Genomic DNA, 24,372 nt, shown 5'->3' on the forward strand with positions numbered 1-24,372 from the left:
CAATCAAAGAAATTTAAAAATTTGATTTGTCAAATATAATCCAAAATTCGTGCCTTTATATGCAAAATTCAGAGGTTTTTATTCTTGCCATCGAAAGTTCCTGCGATGATACTGCTGCTGCAGTTCTACATAACGATAAAGTACTCTCAAATGTTGTAGCCAACCAGCTAATTCACAATCAATATGGGGGCGTAGTTCCTGAACTGGCTTCGAGAGCACATCAGCAGAATATTGTTCCTGTTATTGATGCGGCGCTTCGTAAAGCAAATGTACAAAAAGAACAATTAACTGCCATAGCATTTACACAAGGTCCTGGCTTAATGGGCTCTTTATTGGTAGGAAGTTCTTTTAGCAAATCACTTTCATTAGCATTAAACATTCCGCTAATCGCTGTAAATCACATGCATGCGCATATATTAGCTCATTTTATAGACGAAGAAGGATTTGATAAACCGGAGTTTCCTTTTTTGGCCTTAACAATTAGCGGCGGCCATACCCAAATTGTAAAAGTAAATGGCTTTTTTGATATGGAAATTATCGGTGAAACCACTGATGATGCGGTTGGAGAAGCTTTTGACAAGAGTGCTAAAATTCTCGGACTTCCTTATCCGGGCGGACCTTTAATCGATAAATATGCCAAAGAAGGAAATCCAAAAGCTTTTGCGTTTACTAAACCAAAAGTTCCCGGATTAGACTTTAGTTTCTCCGGATTAAAAACGGCGATTTTATATTTTATCCAGAAGGAAAAATTAAAAAACCCAAATTTCATCGAGGAAAATCTAAATGATATTTGCGCTTCTATTCAATATACGATTATCGAAATTTTGATGGATAAATTAAAATTAGCGGTAAAAGAAACCGGAATTACACAAATTGCAATTGGCGGCGGAGTTTCGGCAAATTCAGGAATCAGAACCCGTTTGAAAGAAAGTGAAAGCAAATACGGCTGGAAAACTTTTGTTCCAAAATTTGAATACACAACAGATAATGCAGCCATGATTGGAATTGTAGGTTATCAAAAATATTTATCAAATCGTTTTGAAACCATGAAAGTAGTTTCAAAAGCACGAATTCAATTTTAATTATGCAATTATTTTACAATCCGGATATTGACGAAACAACCGAAACTTTTTCTTTTGATAAGGAAGAAAGCCGTCATATTATAAAAGTTTTACGAAAAAAAGATTCTGATATCCTGCATGTCACGAACGGTTTTGGTTTATTGTTTGAAACTGAAATCACTTTGGCTTCTGATAATAAATGCATTGTTGAAGTACTTTCGATAAAAAAAACTCCTGAACCAAAATTTCGTTTGCATCTGGCCGTTGCGCCAACCAAAATGAACGATCGTTTTGAATGGTTTTTAGAAAAAGCTACTGAAATTGGTATTCAGGAAATTACGCCCGTTTTTTGCGACCGATCTGAACGAAAAGTCGTGAATAAAGAACGTTTTGAAAAAATTATTCTTTCGGCCATGAAACAATCAAATGAAACGTATTTGCCTAAATTGAACGACGCGATTTCATTTAAGGAATTCATCAAACAAAAAAACGATGGCTTGCAATTGATCGCACATTGTGAAGAAACCGACAAAAAATCATTGAAAGAGGTTTTAAAACCAAACGAAAATGTAATCATATTAATTGGTCCCGAAGGCGATTTTTCTGAAAAAGAAATTGCATTGGCCTTAGAAAATAATTTTCAGCCGGTAATGTTAGGAAATACACGTTTGCGTACGGAGACTGCGGCTGTTGTGGCTTGTCATAGTGTGGTGTTTTTTAATGAAAGTTCTAATTAGAGACCGATTAACGCCTTGATTTGTCATTTCGACGAAGGAGAAATCACACGCGGGATTCGACAAAGATTGACGACATACTATTCGGAGTTTCTAGTGTGATCTCTCCTTCGTCGAGATGACAAAACTGGTTCTTCAAAAAATATAAATTACATGAAAAAAATATTTTACTTATTATTTCTCGTTTCCCTTTCCTCCTTTTCACAGGAAATTGCTTTGCTAAAATACAGCGGCGGAGGTGATTGGTATGCAAATCCGACATCATTGCCTAATTTGATTCAGTTTTGTAATTCGAATATCAATACCAGAATAAAACCAAAACCATCAACGGTTGAACCGGGAAATCCTGATTTGCTTTCGTATCCTTTCGTACACATGACAGGTCACGGAAATGTAGTTTTTAGCGATGCCGATGTGGCCAATCTTAGAAATTATTTAACCTCTGGAGGCTTTTTACATATCGATGACAATTACGGAATGGATCAGTATATTCGAAAAGAAATCAAGAAAATATTCCCTAATAATAATTTAATTGAAATTCCGGCCAATCATCCTATTTTTCAAAAACCATTTCCTTTTCCTAATGGTTTGCCTAAAATTCACGAACACGATGGAACGCGCGCTCAGGCTTTCGGAGTTTTTATCGAAAATAAACTGGTTTTATTATACACTTACGAATGTGATTTAGGCGATGGCTGGGAAGATGCAGAAGTGCATAATGATCCGCTCGCAGCAAGAGATAAAGCGCTAAAAATGGGTGCTAATATCATCAATTATATTTTTACTAATTAAGATAAAAAGTGCAGCTTACTCACGAAGAAAATCAATTTGAACGAAAAACGTTTCCGATAACATTGGTTTGCGATCATATTTATTTTCAACAAAATATTGGTTCTCTTTTTAGAATTGCCGAAGCTTTTGGTGTGGAAAATATTATTTTTTTAGGAAAAGATATTCCACTCACGCCAAGAAAAATCAATAAAACTTCCAGAAGCACACATCTTCATGTGCCTCATACGGTAATCGAACAAACAACTGAACTTGTCGATTATTTAACTTCAAACAACTTCGAAATTATTGCTCTGGAAATTGCAAGCAATAGTAAACCGCTAAAAGAAGTTGTTATTGCTGACAATCAAAAAATTGCACTTTTAATAGGAAGTGAAATTGATGGAATTTCTGATGAACTTTTAAAAATTTCGCATCAAATTGTACACATAAATATGTTCGGAAAGAACAGTTCGATGAATGTTGTGCAAGCTGCAAGTATCGCTTTGTACGAAATTACTTCTTAATAATTTTTGTTAAATTTTTGTAAGAACTAGATTATATAAGGGATTGTAAATTTCTCACAAATAATTATTTGTAAATATTTTGCTACGTAAAACTTTTGTTATAAAATTGCGACATTGTTTAACTAATCAACAATATTATAACAAAAACCCCTATTATTATGAAAAAAGTTCTTTTATCCGCAGTTACAGCATTGTTGCTGTTTTCATGTCAAAATGACCAGACAGAATCAGCAGATGCTACTGTAAGTGCGATTGCCCAAAGAGGATGTGCCACTCAGGAAGTTTTAGAAGCACAATTAAAAGCTGATCCAACTTTAGCGATCAGAATGAATGAAATTGAAGCTTTTACAAACAAAGCTTTACTTACAGGAAAACTTGTAAATGGTAAAGTTCAGATTCCGGTTGTAGTAAATGTTTTATACAGAACTACTGCTGAAAACATTTCGAATGCACAAATTCAAACACAAATCGATGTATTAAACAAGGATTTTAATGCATTAAACTCTGATTATAATAGTGTTCCTGCGCTATTCGCTGGTGTAAAAGCAAATGTTGGTATTTCGTTTGTTTTAGATCAGGTAATTAGAAAATCTACTACAAAAACATCTTGGGGAACAAATGATGCCATGAAAAAAACGGCTCAGGGAGGTCTTGCACCAACTTCTCCAACTACAAAGCTTAACTTATGGGCTTGTACTATTGGTGGCGGAATTTTAGGTTATGCACAATTTCCTGGCGGATCTTCTGCTACTGACGGAGTTGTAATTGATTCTAAATATTTCGGATTATCAGGTTCTGCAAATGCTCCTTATAATTTAGGAAGAACTGGTACTCACGAAGTGGGTCACTGGATGAACTTACGTCACATTTGGGGAGATGCAACTTGCGGAAGCGATTTAGTATCTGATACTCCAACTCACAACACTGCAAATTATGGTGTACCAGCTTACCCACATTACAGCACATGTTCTGGAACTCCTGTAGAAATGACAATGAACTACATGGATTATACTGATGACAATGCAATGTATATGTTCTCTAACGGACAAAAAAGCAGAATGGCTGCGATTTTTGTAAGCGGAGGACCAAGAGCTGCATTTGGTATCTAAAAGATATTCAATTTGATACATTAAAAGCGAGATATACACTATCTCGCTTTTTTTGTTTTACGCACAAAATCTAAAAGCTTTTACCTATATTTATATTCTAAAACTGAATCATGATCACATCAAAAATAATATCTAACGGAATATTAAGGGCTTTAACAACGATACTTGTTGTGGGCATAATTTTATATTTCCTGTACGAAATACAAACTGTAATTGTCTATTTATGCATTTCTTTGATATTGTGTTTAATTGCAAATCCTTTAGTTCAGTTTTTAAAAAATAAATTGAAATTTGGTAATTCTTTGGCTGCAGCGGTCACTATTATTGTTTTCATTTTATTGATGGTCGGATTCATATTTTTATTTGTGCCTTTGATTATTTCGCAGGCTAATAATTTATCCTTATTAGATACCAATCAGCTTCAGTCACAATTTATGGAAACAGAAAGAAGTATAGAAGCTTATTTTAATATTCCGCATGTAGATTTGAATAAAGTTCTAAAGGATTCTAAAATAACATCAATGCTTAGTTTTAGTTATTTTACCGGATTTATCAACTCCATTTTAGGTTTTGTTGCCGATATGGGAATGGGATTGGTTTCGGTTTTTTTTATAACTTTTTTCTTTATTAAAGATCAGGACAGTTTTAAAGCAACTGCCAGAAAAATTTTACCTGATAATAATGAAGATAAAATCATCAACTCTGTTACTAAAATAAATCATTTCCTGACGCGCTATTTTATTGGTTTATTGCTTCAATTAACTGTCGTATTTATTTTGTATTTGATTGTTTTAATGATTTTTGGAAATCAAAATGCGTTCGTAATTGCTTTTTTATGTGCCATTTTAAATATCATACCTTATATAGGACCCATTATTGGAACTATTTTAGCAGGTCTTTTAACGATGATCAGCATGATTGGAAGTGATTTTCAAACAGAAATTTTACCCCGAACTATTTATATCATTATTGGATTTTTGATTGTTCAGGCGATTGATAATAATATTAGTCAGCCGATAATTTCGTCAAAAAGTGTAAATTCGCACCCGTTAGAAATATTCCTGATTACTTTAATTAGCGGCATTACTTTTGGAATTGTGGGAATGATTATCGCAATTCCGGTTTTTACAATGGTGAAAGTAATCCTTAAAGAATTTTTTCCTGACAACAAAATTGTCTCTGTATTAACCGAAAGAATTTAGCGTTGAACACTTCTATTTTACATCAAAACATTCAGGACTTTATTACTGAAAATAGCGGTGTTTCGATTACAAAATTAGCGCTTCAAAAAAATCCTTTTCCTGAAGTAGAATGGATTTCAATTCTGAATCAGATTGAAGCAAAATCAAAAGCAAAAGAAAAATTACCAACCTGGTTTGGAACAAAAAATATAATTTATCCAAGTAAGATTTCTGTCGAACAAACCTCATCTGAAAAAACGGCGGCTTACAAAGCTTCTTTAATTTCAGGAAAAACGCTGATCGATCTTACCGGCGGTTTTGGTGTTGATGATTATTATTTCTCCAAAAAATTTGAATCCGTTGCACATTGTGAAATCAACGAAGATTTATCAGAAATTGTTAAGCATAATTTTGAACAGCTAAAAGTAGAAAATTGTACTTTTTATGCCGGCGATTCTGAAAATATCTTAAAAGAATCTGATCAAAAATGGGATTGGATTTATATCGATCCTTCGCGAAGAAATGATGCAAAAGGCAAAGTTTTTATGCTGAAAGACTGTTTGCCAAATGTTCCGGAATCGTTAGATTTTTATTTCGAAAAAAGTGATTCGATTTTAATAAAAACAGCTCCTTTACTGGATATTTCGGCTGGTTTATCTGAATTGAAATTCGTAAAAAACATTCATATTATTGCTTTGGAAAACGAAGTAAAAGAATTGCTTTTTGAAATTCACAATCAGTATTCGGGCGAAATAACGATTAAAACAGCCAATATTTTAAAGGATAAAACCGAAACCTTTGACTTTATTTTAGGCGAATCTGAATATCCATTTTATCATTTGCCACAAAAATTTCTGTACGAACCTAATTCGGCTATTATGAAATCCGGAGGTTTTGATGAAATTAGTACTTCATTTCAAATAAACAAACTTCATAAACATTCTCATTTATATACTTCAGATGAATTAATTGATTTTCCGGGAAGGTCTTTTGAAATTGAAAAAGCGATTTCATACAGTAAAAATGATATGAAAACGGAACTCTTAAATCAGCAGGCAAATGTTACTACCAGAAACTTTCCGGACACGGTGGAAAGCATTCGAAAAAAGTGGAAAATAAAAAATGGCGGAAATTTGTATTGTTTTTTTACAACAGATAAAAATGATAACAAAATAGTTTTAATTTGCAGAAAAATAACTTAAAAATGAAACAACTAATTACATTAACATTTTTTCTATTAACTTTTACTGCATTTGCCCAAAAACCTTGTGAATATAGCGCTAATGTAACAGATTCTATTGGTACTTATAAAGTGACAAATGAATATTTGATTAGCGAGAAAAACTTTGGCGGAACTTCCAATTATGTGTTTTTTTCATTGGCACAAACAGATGGTTTGCCAACCTTAAACCTGCAATTAATTCAAAAAAGCAAAGATTTTGTAAAAGCGAATTGTTTTGACAAAAACTCAAAAGTATTTTTACAATTGCAAAATGGTAAAATCGTGACTTTAATCCATATTAATCAGGAAAACTGCGGAACTCTTATTCGCGACAATGAATATAACAACCGTGTAAATACGGGAATTTTTATGTTTATGAAAGATAATTTTGAAGAACTAAAGAAATCTCCTGTTACCATAATGCGAATTAAGTATTTAACTGATATTGAAGATTATATCGTAAGAAGCGAGATAACTTCTGAAATGAATCAAAAAGTGTATCACCCGGATACTTATTTCATGGAAAACATCAGATGTGTTGAATAATTATTCGCAATTCCATTTTTGATTCGCGACTTTATCTTTTAAACCTGTTTTTAAATTATAGTGCCACCATTCTGAATCAAAAGAATTGAAACCATTTTTGATCATTACTTTTTTAAGAAATTTTCTGTTTGATTTTATTTCGTTTGAAAGTTTTGTATAATTGTGACTGGCCTGAATTCCGAAGAAATCAAAAGGAGTTCCCATTTCAACTTCATTTCCTTTCACATCAACTATAGAAATATCAACGGCTCCTCCTCTATTATGAATGGAGCCTTTTTTTGGATCAGCCACATATTCCGGATTCGAAACAATCTCCCACATTTTTTTCTGAATTGATAAAGGTCTGTAACAATCGTAAAGCTTGATTTTATAGCCTTTTTTCATAAAATCTTTATTGGCCGCAATTAATGCTTCAACTGTTTTTAAACGCAAAAAACATTCGGCACAATCATATACTTTGGCTTTCAGGAAATTATCTTCAGTAGCATATTTCATGTCGTAGATAAAATCTGTACTGTAATCTTTTAAATTCACAAATGTTGTATCTGCAATTTGTTTTTCTACGGGACTTGAATAGGATTCGTTTTGCGCATTTGAAACGAATGTCAAAAAAAGAAAAACAAATAAAAACAGTGATTTTTTAAGATGTAACATAAGATGAAAATTGAAGTCTATTATAAAAGTAAATATAGAGATAATATTAAACTCCTTCAACCTAAAACTTTTAAATATGAATAAGAAACTATTGTTGCTATGTCTTGGTTTATTTTTGACTATTGCTTCGATTGCTGCACAACAAACAAAAGCTGCAAAATTAGCAAGTGACGATAGTGCTTATCATATTCAGGATAGTATATTAATTAAAACTCGTGACGGTGCATTATTATCAGCAATTGTTGTTCGCAAAAAAGGAGATGAAAATCCTAAACCTGCCATACTTCAGTTTACTATTTATGTTCGGGATAAAGGCAGAGATTTAAAGACACTAAAAGAATCTGCAGATCACGGATATGTTGGCGTAATTGTCTATTCGAGAGGAAAGCGTTTTAGTCCGCAAGAAATAAATCCGTATGAAAATGAAAGCAATGATGTTTATGATGCCATCGACTGGATTAGCAAGCAAAAATGGTGCAACGGAAGTGTTGGAATGTTTGGCGGAAGTTATAACGGATTTACGCAATGGGCTGCTTGTAGAACACCTCATCCGGCATTGAAAACAATTGTTCCTTATGTCGCCAACAGGCCGGGAATGGGTTTGCCAATGGAAAATAATATATTCATTAACCCCAATTATGAATGGGCTTTTTATGTGGGCAATAATAAATATCTCGATACGGTTGCGGGAAATAATAGAAAACGCTTTCGGGAAATGCAGTTTAAATGGTGGAAAACCGCAACTGCTTACAAAAAAATGGATAGCATTGACGGCGAATCAAATCGCTGGTTTCAAAAATGGATTAATCATCCTTCATTCGACAATTACTGGCAAAAAATGGCGCCTTATAAAACTGATTTTTCTAAAATTAAAATTCCGATTTTGGCGTTTGACGGTTATTATAATGATTCGCAAAACTCCAGTTTATATTATTTAAAAGAACTTCAAAAGTATAATCCAAAAACACCTTTTTATCTTATTATTGGTCCGTACAGTCATTTTGGAACTCAAATTGGCGGTGAACCTGTCATCAATAATTATAAAGTTGATGAAAATGCCTTAATTGATATTAAAAAAATTACATACCAATGGTTTGATTATATTTTGAAAAACGGAACTAAACCTGAAGTTTTAAAAGATAAAATTAATTACGAAGTTATGGGCGCGAATGAATGGAAAAGTGCGTCTTCGTTAGATAAAATGAACAATGATTTTTTGACTTTTTATTTAACCAATTTTAAATCAAGAAACTTCTACACAGCGAGTTCTGAAAAACCTTCTAAAAAAGAATTTCTTTTACAGAAAGTAGATTTCGCTGACAGGCAAAACAGTAATAACAATGATTATTATCCTGATCCGATCATTAAAAAAGAAATTGATACTACAAGCGGATTCCATTTTATAAGCGAACCATTAACAGAACCTTTAATTGTAAATGGATCTTTTTGGGGAGAATTAAAAATAAGCATCAATAAAAAAGATGTTGATCTGGGTGTAACGGTTTATGAAGTCATGCCAAATGGCGAATATTTTCATTTATCCTATTATATTGGCCGCGCGAGTTATTCGAAAGATATTGAAAAGAGAAATCTTTTAGAACCGAATAAAATTGAAACGATTTCTTTTTCGAATACGCATTTAGTAAGTAAAAAACTGAGCAAAGGAAGCCGTATTTTAATTGTTGTCGATGTAAATAAAAATCCGTTTTCTCAATTAAATTACGGAACCGGTAAAGAAGTCAGCGAGGAAACAATTAAAGATGCTGCCGAACCTTTGCAGATAAAATGGTATACGGATAGTTTTGTAAAAATTCCGGTTTTGAAATAAGAGATTGACTTATCTTCAAAACAAAAAAAACCATTCGCCGCGACGAATGGTTTTTAAATTTATGGATTTAATTTTATTTAAAAATCACTTTCCTTGTTTCGGTATCGCTGTTATTGAGAACCACTTTGACAATTAAAACCTGATTGCCTGATCGCAAATTATCGATACTCAATTTAGAATCTGATACTTTTTCTTTTTTGTAAATTAAGTCGCCACTAACATCAAATACGTACACTTTATCAATTGTTTGGTTTGGCGTATCGACATTAATTACTTTATTTGAAGAAGATATTACAACTGAATTATTGGCTGATTCTAAATTAATCGTTCCTGTTGCGGAATTGTCTTTTGAAGAAATTCCTCTAAAAAATGGTTCCTCTACTGTAACAGTTGTTAGTGTTGAACTTAAACCATCGCAAAGCCCTCTTCGAACAACAGCTCTAAATTGTGTCGTTTCTGTTAATGGTCCTGAAGTAAAGCTGGCATCATTGGTGACTATTTCTATCCATTCTGTAAATGGTGAAACAGATGATTCCCAATTAAGAACATTTCCGATATGACCTGACAAAGTCAACAAACCACTTGTGCTTCCAGAAGTAATTGTAGTGCCTCCGGTAACAGAACCTGCAACGGTTCCTGGTGTTATTTTTAAAATTATAGGATAATTTTCTGAAGTACAAAATTCATTTTCTATAAAAAATGTTCCTGTATAAGTTCCCGGCAAAACATTTGCTGATATTGGAACATCTATAGTACCACCATTTGGGTCAAAATTATGTGAAGCATCAGAAACATCTGCTAAGGAAGCTTCATTTGCTACGTGATCCCAATCAATACTATATTTAATAGCATCTCCGGAAGAAGAATCATATACTAATGTTGAAAATTGAGATTGGATACTTTCACAAGTCGTAGCTATTATTCCTTCTGAAATAATTTCTGGACTTTCATGTACAATTAAACTAAAAATGTAACTGCCACTTTCAAGATTCTCTGCATTTTTAACTGAGAGTGCTCCTGAATAAGTCCCGGGAGTTGTTCCTGCAGGAATCTCAATCGTGATCGGACTTTCAGTTAATGGTGCATCAATAATTTCAGCAATACCAGTTATTGGATACCATGAAATACTATACGTTATTGGTGATCCTGTAGTTGCTGAATAATTTATATCTACAGTTTGGTCTATACAACCATTCTTTGTACTTTGATCTAAATCTATAGTTGGACGTACTCCCGGATTAATTTTTACACCAATATTAATAGACTTGGTACAAAACTCATTTACAATATACAAAATACCTGAATAAGTTCCCGGTTGAGCATTTGCAGATATCACAACTGTATTTACAGTACCTCCGCCACTTGCAAAAACCTGAGGCGTACTAGGCTGATCGGCTAATAAAGCGGCATTTGCTGTAGCGTCCCAATCAATATAATAACTTGTAGGATTACCTGCAGACGCTAAATACGAAAATGATGTATTTTGTGAATTGCCGCTTTCTGTAACCGTAGCAGCTGTTATTACAAATCCCGTAGTAATTGAAGGAGTTGCATTTACAGTTAAAGTAAAAGCGTAACCGCTACTTTCAAGACCGTCGGCATTTTTTACATAGAGTACTCCTGAATAAGTTCCGGCAGCTGCTCCTGCAGGAACGTTAATCGTGATTGGACTTCCAGTCAATGGCGCATCAATAACTTCAGCAAAATCACTTAACGTATTCCATGCAATGCTATAGGTTGTTGGTGATCCTGTAGTTCCTGAATAACTTAAAGTTGTAGTTGTTGCAGTTGCGCTTCTGCAAACACTTGCTGCAGATTCGTCAAGTCCTACAACAGTTGGAGGATATACTACTGTAACAGTTGCTATATCGGAAAGTCTCTCAAAACAATCACCATTTTTAACAGTAGCCTGAAATTTAGTTGTTTGTGTTAATGGTCCTGATATATACGTTGCAGTTCCTGCTGTATTTGGAATAACAAGCCATATATTATACGGACTTACGGAAGATGCCCAATACAAAATTGATCCTGTATAACCTGACAATGTCAGCAAACCACTTGTACTGCCAGAATTAACTGTACCGCCACCCGTTATCAAACCTCCTACAGTTGCAGGAGATATTGTAATAGATACCGGCTGAGAACCATTACATTGACCATCGGTAAATTTTAATGTTCCGGTATATGTTCCGGGTAAAGTATTTGCCGGAATCTCAATAGTGTTTATAGAATTTGGGCTGGTATCAAAACTAAATGAAGTAGTTCCCTGAAATACTAAACCACCTTCTCCGGTCTCATCCCAATCAATAATATAGCTTGTGGGATTACCCGTAGGATTCGTAAATTGCAATGTTGCATATTGCAAATTGGTACTTGAACAAATTGGGTTAATAATTCCGGATGTGGTAATAGAAGGAATTGCAACTACCGTTAAACTAATATTATAACCTGTACTAATAGAACCATTTGCGTTTTTTACAGTCAATATACCTGTATATGTTCCTGGTGCAGTGCTGGCAGGAACATCAATCAAAATTGGGCTTGCAGGTAATGCCGCGTTTGTAACTGCTACAAGAGGATTTGCAGGAGATGAATCCCAAACAATACTGTAAGATATTGGATTTCCGGTTGTCGCAGAATAAGGTAATGCTGTTTGTTTAGCACTTATTCCATCTGAGCAACTATTGGTTACAAAGCCTACTGTTATAGTCGGCGGATCTTCGACTGTGACAGTTGTTGCCGCAGAATATACAACAGCACAAGTACCACTCTGAACTACTGCTCTAAATTGAGTAGTTTGTGTTAAAGCGCCCGAAGTATAAGTCGTAGTAGTATTGGCTATATCTGTCCATGTTGTAAAAGGACTTACAGAAGATTGCCATTTAATAACCGATCCTGTATGACCAGATAAAGTTAACAAACCACTTGTATTTCCCGAATTAATTGTAGTTCCGCCAGTCACCGCTCCTCCAACTGACGCCGGAGAAACTATTACACTCGCTGTATTATTAGTTGTAATATTAGAAGAGCAAGTTTCTGACGTAAGTTTAGTAATTGTTATAACACTAGAACCTGCAGCTGTTAATCCAACTGCTGTAAAAGTTCCGTTTCCCGCTGTACTAACCGTTAAATTTGCCGTTAATGCCGTGGCACTGGGATTACTTCTATTGTAAGTAACTACATAATTACCTATCGGCAAGGATGCTGCGCTGCCTGTTAATGTTATAGTAGAGGTTGAACCTGCAGAGGCACAAACATTTGTCGCAGTTGTACTTGTTAAACTAAAATTAGCACAGCTATAAGAAATAATAACACGACCAGCTGCACCAGCTCCTCCAATCTGCGCTGCACCTGATGCTGAATTTATAGCACCACTTCCTGCACCACCGGGAGGCGAACCTGCATTTCCGGGTGCATTACTCAAAAGCAAACCTGAAACGGCAGTACCACCTGCTCCACCAGAACCTGCTCCGGCACCACCGGCACCAGATGAAAGCAACAAACCTAAAAGATTCCATGAATTTCCATTTCCTCCGTTTACACCGGCAAATTTGGTAGTACCGGCAGAAGCAGCAACTGTACCTCCAATTCCTCCTACAGGTGAACCGCCTGCATTATTAGCGTCTCCGCCAGATCCTCCGGCTGCTAAAATAAAAGATTCAAAACCAGTAATAGTAGAGTTACCTCCTGCTGTACCGGCTCCGGTAGTACCAGAGGTTTGGCTCGCAACCACTACATTTAATGTTGTTCCCGGAGTTACTAATAACGTATTACTGGCATAAGCGCCTCCACCTCCACCGGCGGCACCTCTGCCTAAAAGCAATGGTGCTCCACTGGCACCTCCGCCAGATCCTCCGCCTCCCCAAGCCTGAACCTGGATACTAGTTACACCGGCTGGGACAGGAAATGTACCATTGCCGGTAAATGTTTTCGTAGATCCCGACTGGGACCATGAATAGGTAATAATAAAAACGAGTAATAAAGATAATTTTAGTCTCATAATAATAAATTTTAATGATTAAAAATTGATTAATTATTGTAGGTATTATGAGGTGTGTAGTAAGACAGCCGAACAGATTAAGAACTAATCTAAGCATTCTTTTTTAAGGTAATAAGAATACAATTTACTGAAGTGCAGATAGTTATAATTTACTTCTGATGAAATTAACACAAAAAATCTTAAATATAACTATGCAAATATGTATATAATTGTGTATTTAAACGGAAATCATCACATTTAAATCATTTCTTTAACAAGCTATATATCAATACATTAAAAACTATCAATTTATCAGATCGTTAATTTTGATATTTTAAAGAAAATATTTACAATTATTAATTTAAAGAGACGAAATTCACATCTTATGGCTACAAATTACTTTTAGCGACAAAATGACTTTCAAAATAGAAATAGAAAATACTGTTGTTGTAAAAAAGTAGATCAGTAACTTAAATTGATTTTAGCTATATTCTTGAAATACAGTAAAAGACAGTATTGATTATTCAAAGCATTTTATGTCGGATTTCTTTGTATTTGGAACGTCCTACAGAAAGCATTTCACCATTTTTAAGTAACATGCTGTATTTACCGCCTGCTTCTACGACAAGTTTATCGGCTTCAAGCCAGCAAACAATATAAGATTTATGTATTCGCTCGAATGTTGAAGGAAGCAGTTTTTCTAAAGATTCTAAAGATTTGTCATGCAATTCTATACTTCCATCTGATAAATGTAATTCTGTATAAATTCCTGCACCTTTAATATATCGGATATCATTAATTTTTATCAGCTTAACTGCTTTTGCCTTTTTTACCGCTAAAAACCGAATATCATTGGCTGATTTTTCAGGAGTTGTAAACCGCATAAAAGCTTGTGACAATCTATTTTCATCAAACGGCTTTGGTACAAAATCTAAAACACCATAAGCAAAAGCCGTAATTGCTTTATCAGTATAAGCCGAAATAATAATGGTTTGAAAAGATCTCGCTACGACGGTTTGCAGAATATCAAAACCGTCTTCACCGTTCAGATTCAAATCCAGCAACAACAAATCGATTTGATGCTGATCGATCACATTCAATCCATTTTCTACCGAATCGCAAAGCAAAATCTGTGCTTCTTTATCAAAGAAATCCCTGGTCATTCTTTCTATACGTTTGGCAATTCGGGCCTCATCTTCAATAATTAGAATTTTCATTTTTTATCAAAAATTTTAATAGTGGTCATCCAGCCTTCTTCTACGGCATAAGAATCAAAATCCCAATTATCGCCGTAACTTTCATTTAGTCTGGCCTTGATGTATTTAAAACCAGTTCCGTTGCTGCTTTCTTTTTTGCGATTTCTGTTTTTTGCTATTGTAAGTATAGAATATTGTTTATGATTTTCTTTTCTTATAAAATTCAAACTAAAACCAATACAGCCATTTTCAGGTGATAAACTGTGCGTGATTCCGTTTTCTATAATTGTATGAATAATTGCCGGTGGAATAGTTTCGTTTTCATCAATTCCCTCTTCCTTCCAATCGTAACAAACTTCTTTTCGAAAAGACATTACTTCAAGATGTTTTTGGCATAATTCAATCTCTTGTCGAATTGGGATAAGCGTATCTTCGGCAATGCTGTTCATAATATCAAATTCATCAGCGAGTGCGCGAATAAATACAACACCTTGCGTTGGCGATTCTTCCACCCAATCAATCAAAGACGTCAATGTATTACGCAGAAAATGCGGCTGAATATTTTTCTTAATCAGTTCAAGCTGTAATCTTGACGACAATAACAACGAGGCATTATGGGCTTCTTCAATTGCTTTTGCACGAATGGAATGCAGATAAAGCATACAAAGCACAATAATTGTAAAGGCAATAAATAATCCAAAATCAAACACCAAAAAATAGTTAATTACCGCGCTCACCAATAAACCAATCAATACAATAACTCCTCCTTTTACTTTTCGAAATACGGCATTTACTGCAATTACCACAGAAGCAAGCCACATTGCATAACTAATTCGCATAGCGGTAATATCGTAATGGTGATAATTGAGAATATAAATCGCAATAAGAATGACAAATAAAAAAAGTAAAAAAGGCTTTTTCTTTTCGAAACCAAACTGCAGCATAAAGTACCACGGAACCAATATCGAAATTGCAAAAGTTAGCCAGCCGATAATCTCCAATCTCAGATAGAATAATGTATAAGGAATCGTGATATAAAATTTCACATATTCCATAATGAGCAGACTAAAGAAAAGAAAGCAGATTATTCCAAAAAGTAAAACTGTCGCCTGTCGGTTACTGCTGTTGATATACAGAAAAAAATAATAAATAGCAGCAATCAGAAAAGCGCCCGCCATGAGATTCATAAAAGACATGATAATAAGCGGTGCACGAAGAAGCCGTAAATAATTTTCTAACTTGACATCAATACCGCGCTGTGCTTCTTCTATTTCAGATTGTGTTCCGATTACCGTAACAACATGATTACCCAGTTTCGCTAATTTTTCCGGTATTACATAATAAGTCATTTCAGTTCCGGATACTTCGGCCTGACCTGGTTTAGCCATTTTACCATTAGTTCCCAACAAAACGCTATCCCAATAAACCTCAAAAGCACCAAAGCTATTAACCTGTAAACCTAATGGTTCAGACAGGTTTTCGCGTTTAAGCAACTTTACATTAATTTTTACCTTAAAAATAGAATCTCCTGTTTCTCCACGATGATCCTGCGGAGGTTTGTTACCGATAAAATAAACAGGATCCGACTCCGAATAATCCACCTCATTTTTACACGACGTGAACAGGAGCACAAAAAAAGCGATAAAAAAAGTAATACGATGCATACGATAAAGATATAATAAATATCGAATGAAGAAATGCATTTCAAAAGCTATTGGAGCCGTTCGCATGTTTTAAAAAGCAGTGCTTTATTTTATGAGTTAATCTTGCTGTACCAAAACCTTATAATATGAAATCCTTAATAATCAGCATTCTAATTTTACTTTTTAAATTTTCTGCCGTTGCGCAGCAAACTACCATTTCCGGTAAAATTGAGGATAATATTACCAAAGAAGCTTTGCCGTATGTGACAATTTCGGTAAAAGACAATTCTGAAAAAATAGTAGCCAATGCAATTACAGATGATCGTGGTGTTTTTCAGCTCGACGGAATTCCAATTGGTAAAATAACCGTTATTTTCAGTTTTATGGGATATCAAAATGAGACCCAAACATTACAAGTTATGTCCGGTAAAACAAAAATTGAACTTGGAATCATTGGTTTGAAAAGTGATGCGGTAGAATTAAATGCGGTAGAAATTACTACCGAAAAACCTAATATTAGTTTAAAACTAGACAAAAAAGTTTTTGAAGTGGGCAAGGATGTGCTTTCGCAAAATGGTTCTGCTCATGATGTTTTGAATGGAGTTCCATCCGTTGCCGTAAGTCCGACCGGAGCAGTAAGTCTTAGAGGAAACAGCAGTGTATTAGTATTGATAAATGGCCGTCAATCTGGTCTTACGCAAGGCAATGCACTTGACCAAATAGCAGCCGATCAGATTGAAAAAATCGAAGTAATTACAAATCCTTCATCAAGATATGATGCTGCCGGTTCAGCAGGAATTATCAATATTGTATTGAAGAAAAATAAAAAAAGTGGTTTTAGCGGTCAGATTCGAGTGGTAGCCGGATCTCCAAATGACAGTCGCCTTAACCCAAGTATTAATTATAAATCAAACAAGATCAATATTTTTTCGAATTTCAGCATACGTTCATCCGATTATGTAGGTCTTTATACAACAAATCAGTCTACTGTTAATAACGGCATGCCCACTTTATTAAATCGTGTACAAAATGAAAACCGTCATGACGATGGCAAGTTACTTTACTTTGGTGCAGACTATTTTATTAGTGAAAATCAAACCATTACAGCAGCTTTTTTAAAAAATTCAACACATGATAATGATAAAACTAATTTACTTTATGATTATAGTAATCCTGCGAGCAATATCCAGGATAGTACCTTGACAAGACATGGAAAATCATTAGAAAAACGTGATTACAGCCAATTAGAATTTAATTATACACATACCTTTAAAAAACCAGAAAAAAAGTGGACTATTGATGTACAATACGATTGGTGGAATAGTAATAAAAAATGGAATCTTTCTACACAGCGTTTAACACCAACTTTTTTAGATTATCCCGGCATTAGAACCCGATCAACAGGCAATAGCAAAGATTTGCTGGCGAAGAGTGATTTTATACAGCCAATTGATAGTGTCTCGGTGTTTGAGTTTGGAATTAAAACTGAGATTCGTAAAGTTACGAGTGACTTTTTAGCAGAACAGCAACAGGAAAATGACTGGGAAATCTATCAGGGAATTGATAATCATTTGAATTATGCGGAAACAATTTCAGGTGCGTATACGCAATTTAACAGCAAGATTGGTTCGTTTTCTTATATGTTAGGATTACGTACTGAGCCGACACACATTGCGATTACAGATATCCAGAATACTTATAATGATAAGAAAAACTACAACAAATTATTCCCTACAGTTAATATTGGTTATAAGTTTGCATCCTCAACTTTACAGCTAAATTACAGCAAGCGAATTAACCGTCCAGATTTATATGAATTATATCCTTTTAATGAAGTGACTGATTTAAACGCACAATATATTGGAAATCCGGATCTTAATCCTTCTTATTCAGATGTGTTTGAATTGGGTTTTCTGAAAAACTGGAAAAAGCTGACGTTAAATCCATCTGTTTATTATCAAAAAGAGAACGGTTACATTCAGGATTTTACGTATCGTGAAAATGATATCTTTTTTACAACACCTATTAATATTGATTATGAAATACGCAGCGGTGTGGAACTTTCTGCATTATACAATCCGATGAAATGGCTTCAGATAAATGCCGAAATGAATTTTTACACCTTTAAACAAAAAGGAAATTATCAGGAAGAAAATCTGGATTATAGCGGAGAAACTTTTACCGGACGTTTAAGTACACAAATTAAGTTACCGGCAAAATTCAGTTTTCAGGGCCGTTATAATTTTCGCGGAGCGCAGCAAAATGCACAGACAAAAAATGAAGCCTTGCAATCAATCGATTTTGGTTTGAGCAAAGTTTTATTAAAAGACAAAGCAACAATTGTATTTGATGTTAGTAATGCTTTCAACTTACGCCAAAATAAAAGCACAACAATTGGCACTGATTATTTATTTAATCAAAACAGTATTCCAAACGCCGCCCGCTACCGACTCAGTTTTGTTTACCGTTTTAATCTAACCGATCCAAAAGTTATCAGACAGGCAAATAGTGCCAATCGTAATTAATTTTATACCAAAAAAGCCACTTAAATAAGTGGCTTTTGATATGAAATTATATGTTAGAAATTTAAAAAATTCCCATATTATCCGGTTTAATCGTGAATCCTAAACGCAACATACTTTTGTGTTCCTGATAATCAATTAAACTTTCTGTATAACCCACAAACCATTGCAGCGTGAGGTAATAATTTTCATTTTTGTAGGGTCGCCAGTTTACCTGTGTCTGCAAAGATCCGTAATTGATAAGACCACTTCCTTTTCTAAAAAGAACATCAGCACTCCATCTTCCCGGTTGTATTTGATACGTTGCGCTCGCTTCGCCATAACCCACATATTTGGTAAGTCCGGGATTATCTTCTTTATCAACAAGCGGAATCCATCCTCTTAAACCCACAACCCATCGTGGAGAAATCTGTGATTTTAATGAAAAAGCCAACATATTCCAGGTTCTCGAATAAATAGAATCTCTGCCGTTTGATTCATGTTCTAACGAAATCGTACCGTATGTAAGCCTTCCTCCTTTTAAATAAAATGGACGAACAACCGCAACACCGGGATTAAAATTAATTTCGGCAAATGGTTTTGAGTTGGCATAAATATCCCAAAACGCTTTTTGAGTATACAATAAATAAGGAAAAAAACCTCCCCATAACGGTTTTGATTTTAATCTCAATTTAAAACTTACCTGATATTTTACATCGGCAGTATTTCTGGTAATATCTTCATTTATAGGTACGCCCGTTAAAAAATAATTATCTCTGTGAACAGAAAAACTATTTTCTTTCAATAAGGAATCTGCTGCACGAAAATTTTTTTTCTCTTCTACAATTTGTGAATTTGCCGTGATTGAAAATAAAACAAAAAAGAGCAATAGGTATTTGAAATGCATTTATATGGGTTAAATTTGAGATTATTCTTTAATTTTATAAATGTCTATTATTTCAATACAGCATATTGGCTCAATAAAAATAAGTCTTAACCCAATAAATTATCAAGGAATAATTAATCAGAATACAAGATGATTTCGACTCTTATTTAGTGTCTTAGTTGAAAGATTGCCTAAACTCCAATGGTGAAGTTTTTGTTTTAGTCTTGAAAAATTTACTAAACGATTGCGGATGTTCAAAACCAAGCTGAAACGCCACTTGTGCCACAGATAAACTGGTTGTTGACAATAACTCTTTCGCTTTTTCAACCACTTTAATATGGATATGCTGCTGTGCATTGTGCCCAATTAAAGACCGCAGCATATCACTTAGATAACTAGGTGAAATATTTAAATTATCTGAAAGAAACTGAACTGTTGGCAATCCCTGATTTAAAGCCATTTGATTATTAAAATAATTATCTAGAATTTCTTCAAGGTTCTGCAAGAGATTATTGTTTGCTACTTTTCGGGTTATGAATTGACGTTTGTAAAAACGATTTGCATAATTCAGCAACAATTCAATTTGAGAAATAATAACATCCTGGCTAAAATCATCTATTCTGCTATCCAGTTCTTCTTTTATGATTCTAAAAATTGAAAAAATAGTTTCTTTTTCATGTTCTGATAAATGTAATGTTTCATTCGCCGAATACGAGAAAAAACCATATTGCTTGATTTTTTTAGCCAAAGGATAATTCCATAAAAAATCCGGATGAATCAGCAAAGTATATTCAGAACACATTTCTCCTTCAGTATTGCCATGATTACCAATAATTTGGTTTGGTGCAGCAAATAATAATCCTCCCTCATCAAAATCATAATGTCCCTGACCATATTTTAATTTACCACTTAGCCTTGGCTTATAAGATATTTTATAGAAATTAAGAACATGAGAAGTGGGCAAACTACCTGCTATTAGTCTGTTAGTCGCTGCATCTATCAGGCTAATTAACGGATGTGCCGGCGCAGATAAGCCAATTGTCCGATGCACATCAGATAACGATTCCATTTTTTGATGGATTTTTTCTTCTTTTTTCATTTTTTAAAATTATGAAAATATAACCGGCAATACTTCATCACCGGTTATATTTATTATTTACTGATAATTACTTTGCAGTTCCCTGTGCTGCTGAAGAAACAGCATCCCATTCTTCCCAACTTGCCAGTCTTTCTGCATACGCATTGCGAACCCATGGCAGATTTTGACTGCCTAAATGAATTCGAAGAGGCGGATTTTCTGCATCAACAATTTGAAATAGTGCATCAGGTGTTGCATTAGGATCTCCTCTTTCTAATTCGCCCAAGCCATTAATAAACTGTGTTTTAAAATCCTGATAAACATCAATTCCTGTGGCAAATTTTAAAGAATCATGACTGCCAAATTCAGTCGCATAAGCACCTGGTTCTATAATAGTTACTTTAATTCCGAATGCTTTAACTTCTGCAGCTAAACTTTCATAAATTGCTTCAAATGCCCATTTAGAAGAGCAATAATAACCAATTACCGGCAATACTACATGCCCAAGATTACTGGATGTTCCCAAAATATGACCGAATCCCTGCTTGCGCAACAAAGGTAAAACGGCCTGAATTACACTTATCGGACCAAAAATATTAGTTTCGTACATCGCTTTTACCTCCTCGATAGTTGATTCTTCGATTGTACCAACTAATGAATACCCAGCATTGTTAAGTACAATATCAAGTCTGCCAAAATGTGCATATGCTTTTTCTACTGCAGTTTTTACCTGATCGGGCTTCGTAACGTCAAGCGGTAAAGTGAGTACACTTTCACCATATTTTTCTTTTAGATCAGAAATGCTGTCTAAATTACGTGCAGTCGCAGCGACAAGATCACCACGTTTAAGTGCTGCATCAGCCCAAACTCGTCCAAAACCTCTGGAAGTTCCTGTAATGAACCATACTTTTTTATTACCTGAAATATCATTTTGATGTGTCATAATTTTGTAATTAAATTAATAATACAACAAAGGTCTGCAGATACTATTACTCTCTTGTAGCTTAAATCAGGAACTTTGTAGCCAAAATGAGAATCGGTAGATTTATTGAGTTCTTTTCATAACTTTGAGAAACTTTATATGATGATGAAAATTAAAATTTCAGTATTGATTGTACTCTTTTCCGTGAATTTTGTTTTGTCCCAAAATAAAAAAGGAGAAATTATAGACTTTCTCAAAAAGGAAATGAAGGAGAAAAAGATTCCCGGCTGTCAATTAGTGGTCATTAGAGATAACAAAATTATATTATCCGAAGCACTTGGAACTGCTGAAATTCCTTTTTCAATTCCTGTAAAAACCAATACTATTTTTTCAATTAATTCTATCTCTAAAGTTTTTACTTCAGTTGCCGTGATGCAATTACAAGAACAGGATAAACTGAATATTAATGACCCTATTTCCAATCATATCGATTCAATACCGGAAAACTGGAAAAAAATAACAATCAGGCAATTAATGAGTCATACATCCGGTCTTCCGGACATTGAAGATGATAAAGGTTTGATTGGAGATAAAGGACAAGATTCTGCCTGGTTTAAAGTCAAAAAATTACCATTACAATCCGAAGTTGGAGAAAAGTTTAATTATAATGCCACCAACTATTATATTTTACAGCGCATCATTGAAAAATACAGTGCCACAACATTTGAAAACTTCGTTCGTAAAAATCAGTTTGATATATTGGGGATGAAGCAAATATATTATGGAAATTCCTATGATGTTCTTGAAAATAAATGTCCTACTTATTCCTATTACAATCAGGATAAAATTACAGGCGAATATAAAAAAGGAACCAAATTAAAGGAAACGTACGAAGAATTTCCATCAAAAATGCTAACTGATGCCGGTGCATTTACAACAGCAGAAGAAATGGCAAAATGGATAATTGGACTTCAATCAGGTAAACTTCTCAAAAAGAATGAATCTATAAATACTATCTGGGAACCTGTAAAACTAAACAATGGTTTATACGATGGCTTTGGAGGACTTTTAAATGCTTATGCTTTGGGTTGGCCAATAATTACAAGGGAAAACCATTCTGCAGTCGCTTCTATTGGCGGTGGCCGTGCAGCCTTTGTCATTTACCCAAAAGATAATCTGACAATCATTCTTTTTGCAAATCTTACCGGTATATTCCCGGAAGAAATCATTGAAAAAATAGCAAAATTTTATATTCCGGATATAGGTAAATAGAAATATAGTCAATTGAATATCTTTTTGATGTAAACGCAGAAGGATTCGAACTTTCGACTGTCCTGACTAAAAATTGGGCGCTCTATTCAATTGAGCTATTGTTTCAACTCATATATCAATTTCTCAACTCTAATCCTGCTTTTCCATTTTTTAACTTCCATCTCTTTTATATGCTAGTGATTTAGTTTCAAATTCTTCAGAATAAACAATAATCCAATCTTTTGATTTTCCAGTAAATCCAGAATGATTAGATAAATGTTTGCGTAATCGTTCCTCTAACCCTTCACTTGTATGACCGATATAATATTGATTTAAAAACTTTGAATATAAAATGTAGAAAAAATTCATTTGATTAAGTTTTAAATATTGAAAAAACCATTTGATTAAGTTTTATTGGCATGACCGCGGAGGGGTTCGAACCCTTAACCCTCGATAAAAATTGAGATGTTAATTGATATTAAATATGTAGTTAGTGGCTTTTCGTGAACGCAGAAGGATTCGAACCTTCGCCCGTCCCGATTACAAATCGGGATGCTCTATCCAGCTGAGCTATGCATACTTAAAACCAATCTAATACAAAACAAAAAAGCCACTCGATTTGAGTGGCTTTTCGTGAACGCAGAAGGATTCGAACCTTCGACCGTCCCGATTAAAAATCGGGACGCTCTATCCGGCTGAGCTAAGCGTACTTAAAACCAATCTAATACAAAACAAAAAAGCCACTCGATTTGAGTGGCTTTTCGTGAACGCAGAAGGATTCGAACTTTCGACTGTCCTGACTAAAAATCGGGATGCTCTATCCAGCTGAGCTATGCATACTTAAAACCAATCTAATACAAAACAAAAAAGCCACTCGATTGAGTGGCTTTTCGTGAACGCAGAAGGATTCGAACCTTCGACCGTCCCGATTAAAAATCGGGATGCTCTATCCAGCTGAGCTAGGCGTACTTAAAACCAATCTATACAAAACAAAAAAGCCACTCGATTGAGTGGCTTTTCGTGAACGCAGAAGGATTCGAACCTTCGACCGCCTGCTTAGAAGGCAGGTGCTCTATCCAGCTGAGCTATGCGTCCATTTTCTTTAACTTTAAACTTAACCTTCTAACCGTCCCGATTGGAAATCGGGATGCTCTATCCAGCTGAGCTATGCGTCCATTTCTTTTTAAACTTTATGGAAAAGTTTTAGTCGGGGTGGCAGGATTCGAACCTGCGGCCTCCTGCTCCCAAAGCAGGCGCGATAACCGGGCTACGCTACACCCCGAAGG

At 34.5% G+C, this 24,372-nt stretch carries 19 protein-coding genes and 6 tRNA genes; 11 read left to right on the forward strand and 14 right to left on the reverse strand.

The genetic code is table 11. The features are described from left to right. Positions 1–59: 59 nt before the first annotated feature. The 8 genes from tsaD to AC3QL1_RS19680 all read left to right on the forward strand — a co-directional run bounded on the left by tsaD (position 60) and on the right by AC3QL1_RS19680 (position 7,148). Positions 60–1,082, forward strand: a complete 1,023-nt coding sequence (tsaD, locus tag AC3QL1_RS19645) for a tRNA (adenosine(37)-N6)-threonylcarbamoyltransferase complex transferase subunit TsaD (protein WP_492493827.1) — start codon at positions 60–62, stop codon at positions 1,080–1,082. Between the two features lie 2 nt (positions 1,083–1,084). Beyond that, positions 1,085–1,798, forward strand: coding sequence for a 16S rRNA (uracil(1498)-N(3))-methyltransferase (locus AC3QL1_RS19650; protein ID WP_492493828.1), 714 nt, complete (start codon positions 1,085–1,087; stop codon positions 1,796–1,798). 150 nt (positions 1,799–1,948) lie between these two features. Next, positions 1,949–2,587: a DUF4159 domain-containing protein gene (locus AC3QL1_RS19655; RefSeq protein WP_492493829.1), complete on the forward strand. Its 639-nt coding sequence runs from the start codon at positions 1,949–1,951 to the stop codon at positions 2,585–2,587. 8 nt (positions 2,588–2,595) lie between these two features. Further along, a complete protein-coding gene (locus AC3QL1_RS19660; RefSeq protein WP_492493830.1) occupies positions 2,596–3,090 on the forward strand; it encodes a TrmH family RNA methyltransferase in 495 nt (164 codons plus the stop codon). 158 nt (positions 3,091–3,248) lie between these two features. Further along, positions 3,249–4,199, forward strand: a complete 951-nt coding sequence (locus AC3QL1_RS19665; protein WP_492493831.1) for a zinc metalloprotease — start codon at positions 3,249–3,251, stop codon at positions 4,197–4,199. A 110-nt stretch (positions 4,200–4,309) separates the two neighbouring features. Then, a complete protein-coding gene (locus AC3QL1_RS19670; RefSeq protein WP_492493832.1) occupies positions 4,310–5,401 on the forward strand; it encodes an AI-2E family transporter in 1,092 nt (363 codons plus the stop codon). Between the two features lie 2 nt (positions 5,402–5,403). Next, a complete protein-coding gene (locus AC3QL1_RS19675; RefSeq protein WP_492493833.1) occupies positions 5,404–6,582 on the forward strand; it encodes a THUMP-like domain-containing protein in 1,179 nt (392 codons plus the stop codon). A gap of 2 nt (positions 6,583–6,584) precedes the next feature. Continuing rightward, positions 6,585–7,148: a hypothetical protein gene (locus AC3QL1_RS19680; RefSeq protein WP_492493834.1), complete on the forward strand. Its 564-nt coding sequence runs from the start codon at positions 6,585–6,587 to the stop codon at positions 7,146–7,148. Here the strand turns inward: AC3QL1_RS19680 and AC3QL1_RS19685 are convergent, their stop codons facing one another. Further along, complete coding sequence (locus AC3QL1_RS19685) at positions 7,149–7,802, reverse strand: M15 family metallopeptidase (protein WP_492493835.1); 654 nt, start codon at positions 7,800–7,802, stop codon at positions 7,149–7,151. Positions 7,803–7,878: 76 nt separating this feature from the next. On the opposite strand from AC3QL1_RS19685, the gene AC3QL1_RS19690 reads away from it, so the two are divergent. Beyond that, complete coding sequence (locus AC3QL1_RS19690) at positions 7,879–9,630, forward strand: CocE/NonD family hydrolase (RefSeq protein ID WP_492493836.1); 1,752 nt, start codon at positions 7,879–7,881, stop codon at positions 9,628–9,630. A gap of 73 nt (positions 9,631–9,703) precedes the next feature. Here the strand turns inward: AC3QL1_RS19690 and AC3QL1_RS19695 are convergent, their stop codons facing one another. From AC3QL1_RS19695 to AC3QL1_RS19705, 3 genes are all read right to left on the reverse strand, one after another. Then, positions 9,704–13,630 carry a DUF8696 domain-containing protein gene (locus AC3QL1_RS19695; RefSeq protein WP_492493837.1) on the reverse strand — a complete coding sequence of 1,309 codons (3,927 nt, stop codon included), beginning with the start codon at positions 13,628–13,630 and terminating at the stop codon, positions 9,704–9,706. A 503-nt stretch (positions 13,631–14,133) separates the two neighbouring features. Continuing rightward, a complete protein-coding gene (locus AC3QL1_RS19700) occupies positions 14,134–14,826 on the reverse strand; it encodes a LytR/AlgR family response regulator transcription factor (RefSeq protein ID WP_492493838.1) in 693 nt (230 codons plus the stop codon). After that, positions 14,823–16,535 (reverse strand): histidine kinase, encoded by a 1,713-nt coding sequence (locus AC3QL1_RS19705; protein WP_492493839.1) that lies wholly within the window; start codon positions 16,533–16,535, stop codon positions 14,823–14,825. Before AC3QL1_RS19705 ends, AC3QL1_RS19700 begins: the two co-directional genes overlap by 4 nt. A 59-nt stretch (positions 16,536–16,594) precedes the next feature. Here AC3QL1_RS19705 and AC3QL1_RS19710 point away from each other — a divergent pair, with 59 nt between their 5' ends. Continuing rightward, positions 16,595–18,973 (forward strand): TonB-dependent receptor, encoded by a 2,379-nt coding sequence (locus AC3QL1_RS19710; protein WP_492493840.1) that lies wholly within the window; start codon positions 16,595–16,597, stop codon positions 18,971–18,973. Between the two features lie 61 nt (positions 18,974–19,034). Here the strand turns inward: AC3QL1_RS19710 and AC3QL1_RS19715 are convergent, their stop codons facing one another. The 3 genes from AC3QL1_RS19715 to AC3QL1_RS19725 all read right to left on the reverse strand — a co-directional run bounded on the left by AC3QL1_RS19715 (position 19,035) and on the right by AC3QL1_RS19725 (position 21,856). Continuing rightward, positions 19,035–19,856, reverse strand: coding sequence for a phospholipase A (locus tag AC3QL1_RS19715; protein WP_492493841.1), 822 nt, complete (start codon positions 19,854–19,856; stop codon positions 19,035–19,037). A 154-nt stretch (positions 19,857–20,010) separates the two neighbouring features. After that, positions 20,011–20,934 carry a helix-turn-helix domain-containing protein gene (locus AC3QL1_RS19720; protein WP_492493842.1) on the reverse strand — a complete coding sequence of 308 codons (924 nt, stop codon included), beginning with the start codon at positions 20,932–20,934 and terminating at the stop codon, positions 20,011–20,013. A 67-nt stretch (positions 20,935–21,001) separates the two neighbouring features. Continuing rightward, positions 21,002–21,856, reverse strand: a complete 855-nt coding sequence (locus tag AC3QL1_RS19725) for an SDR family NAD(P)-dependent oxidoreductase (protein WP_492493843.1) — start codon at positions 21,854–21,856, stop codon at positions 21,002–21,004. 144 nt (positions 21,857–22,000) lie between these two features. Here AC3QL1_RS19725 and AC3QL1_RS19730 point away from each other — a divergent pair, with 144 nt between their 5' ends. Next, positions 22,001–23,107, forward strand: a complete 1,107-nt coding sequence (locus AC3QL1_RS19730; protein ID WP_492497590.1) for a serine hydrolase domain-containing protein — start codon at positions 22,001–22,003, stop codon at positions 23,105–23,107. A gap of 150 nt (positions 23,108–23,257) precedes the next feature. Here the strand turns inward: AC3QL1_RS19730 and AC3QL1_RS19735 are convergent, their stop codons facing one another. From AC3QL1_RS19735 to AC3QL1_RS19765, 7 genes are all read right to left on the reverse strand, one after another. Continuing rightward, positions 23,258–23,455, reverse strand: coding sequence for a GIY-YIG nuclease family protein (locus AC3QL1_RS19735; RefSeq protein WP_492493844.1), 198 nt, complete (start codon positions 23,453–23,455; stop codon positions 23,258–23,260). A gap of 135 nt (positions 23,456–23,590) precedes the next feature. Further along, positions 23,591–23,666 (reverse strand) — tRNA-Thr (locus tag AC3QL1_RS19740). A 54-nt stretch (positions 23,667–23,720) separates the two neighbouring features. Then, positions 23,721–23,796: transfer RNA gene (locus AC3QL1_RS19745), tRNA-Lys, on the reverse strand. Between the two features lie 54 nt (positions 23,797–23,850). Beyond that, positions 23,851–23,926, reverse strand: a tRNA-Lys gene (locus AC3QL1_RS19750). A gap of 53 nt (positions 23,927–23,979) precedes the next feature. Then, positions 23,980–24,055, reverse strand: a tRNA-Lys gene (locus AC3QL1_RS19755). Between the two features lie 52 nt (positions 24,056–24,107). After that, positions 24,108–24,181, reverse strand: a tRNA-Arg gene (locus tag AC3QL1_RS19760). Between the two features lie 112 nt (positions 24,182–24,293). Next, positions 24,294–24,368, reverse strand: a tRNA-Pro gene (locus AC3QL1_RS19765). Between the last annotated feature and the right edge of the window lie 4 nt (positions 24,369–24,372).

This window comes from Flavobacterium sp. GW823-FHT04A11, assembly GCF_058796535.1.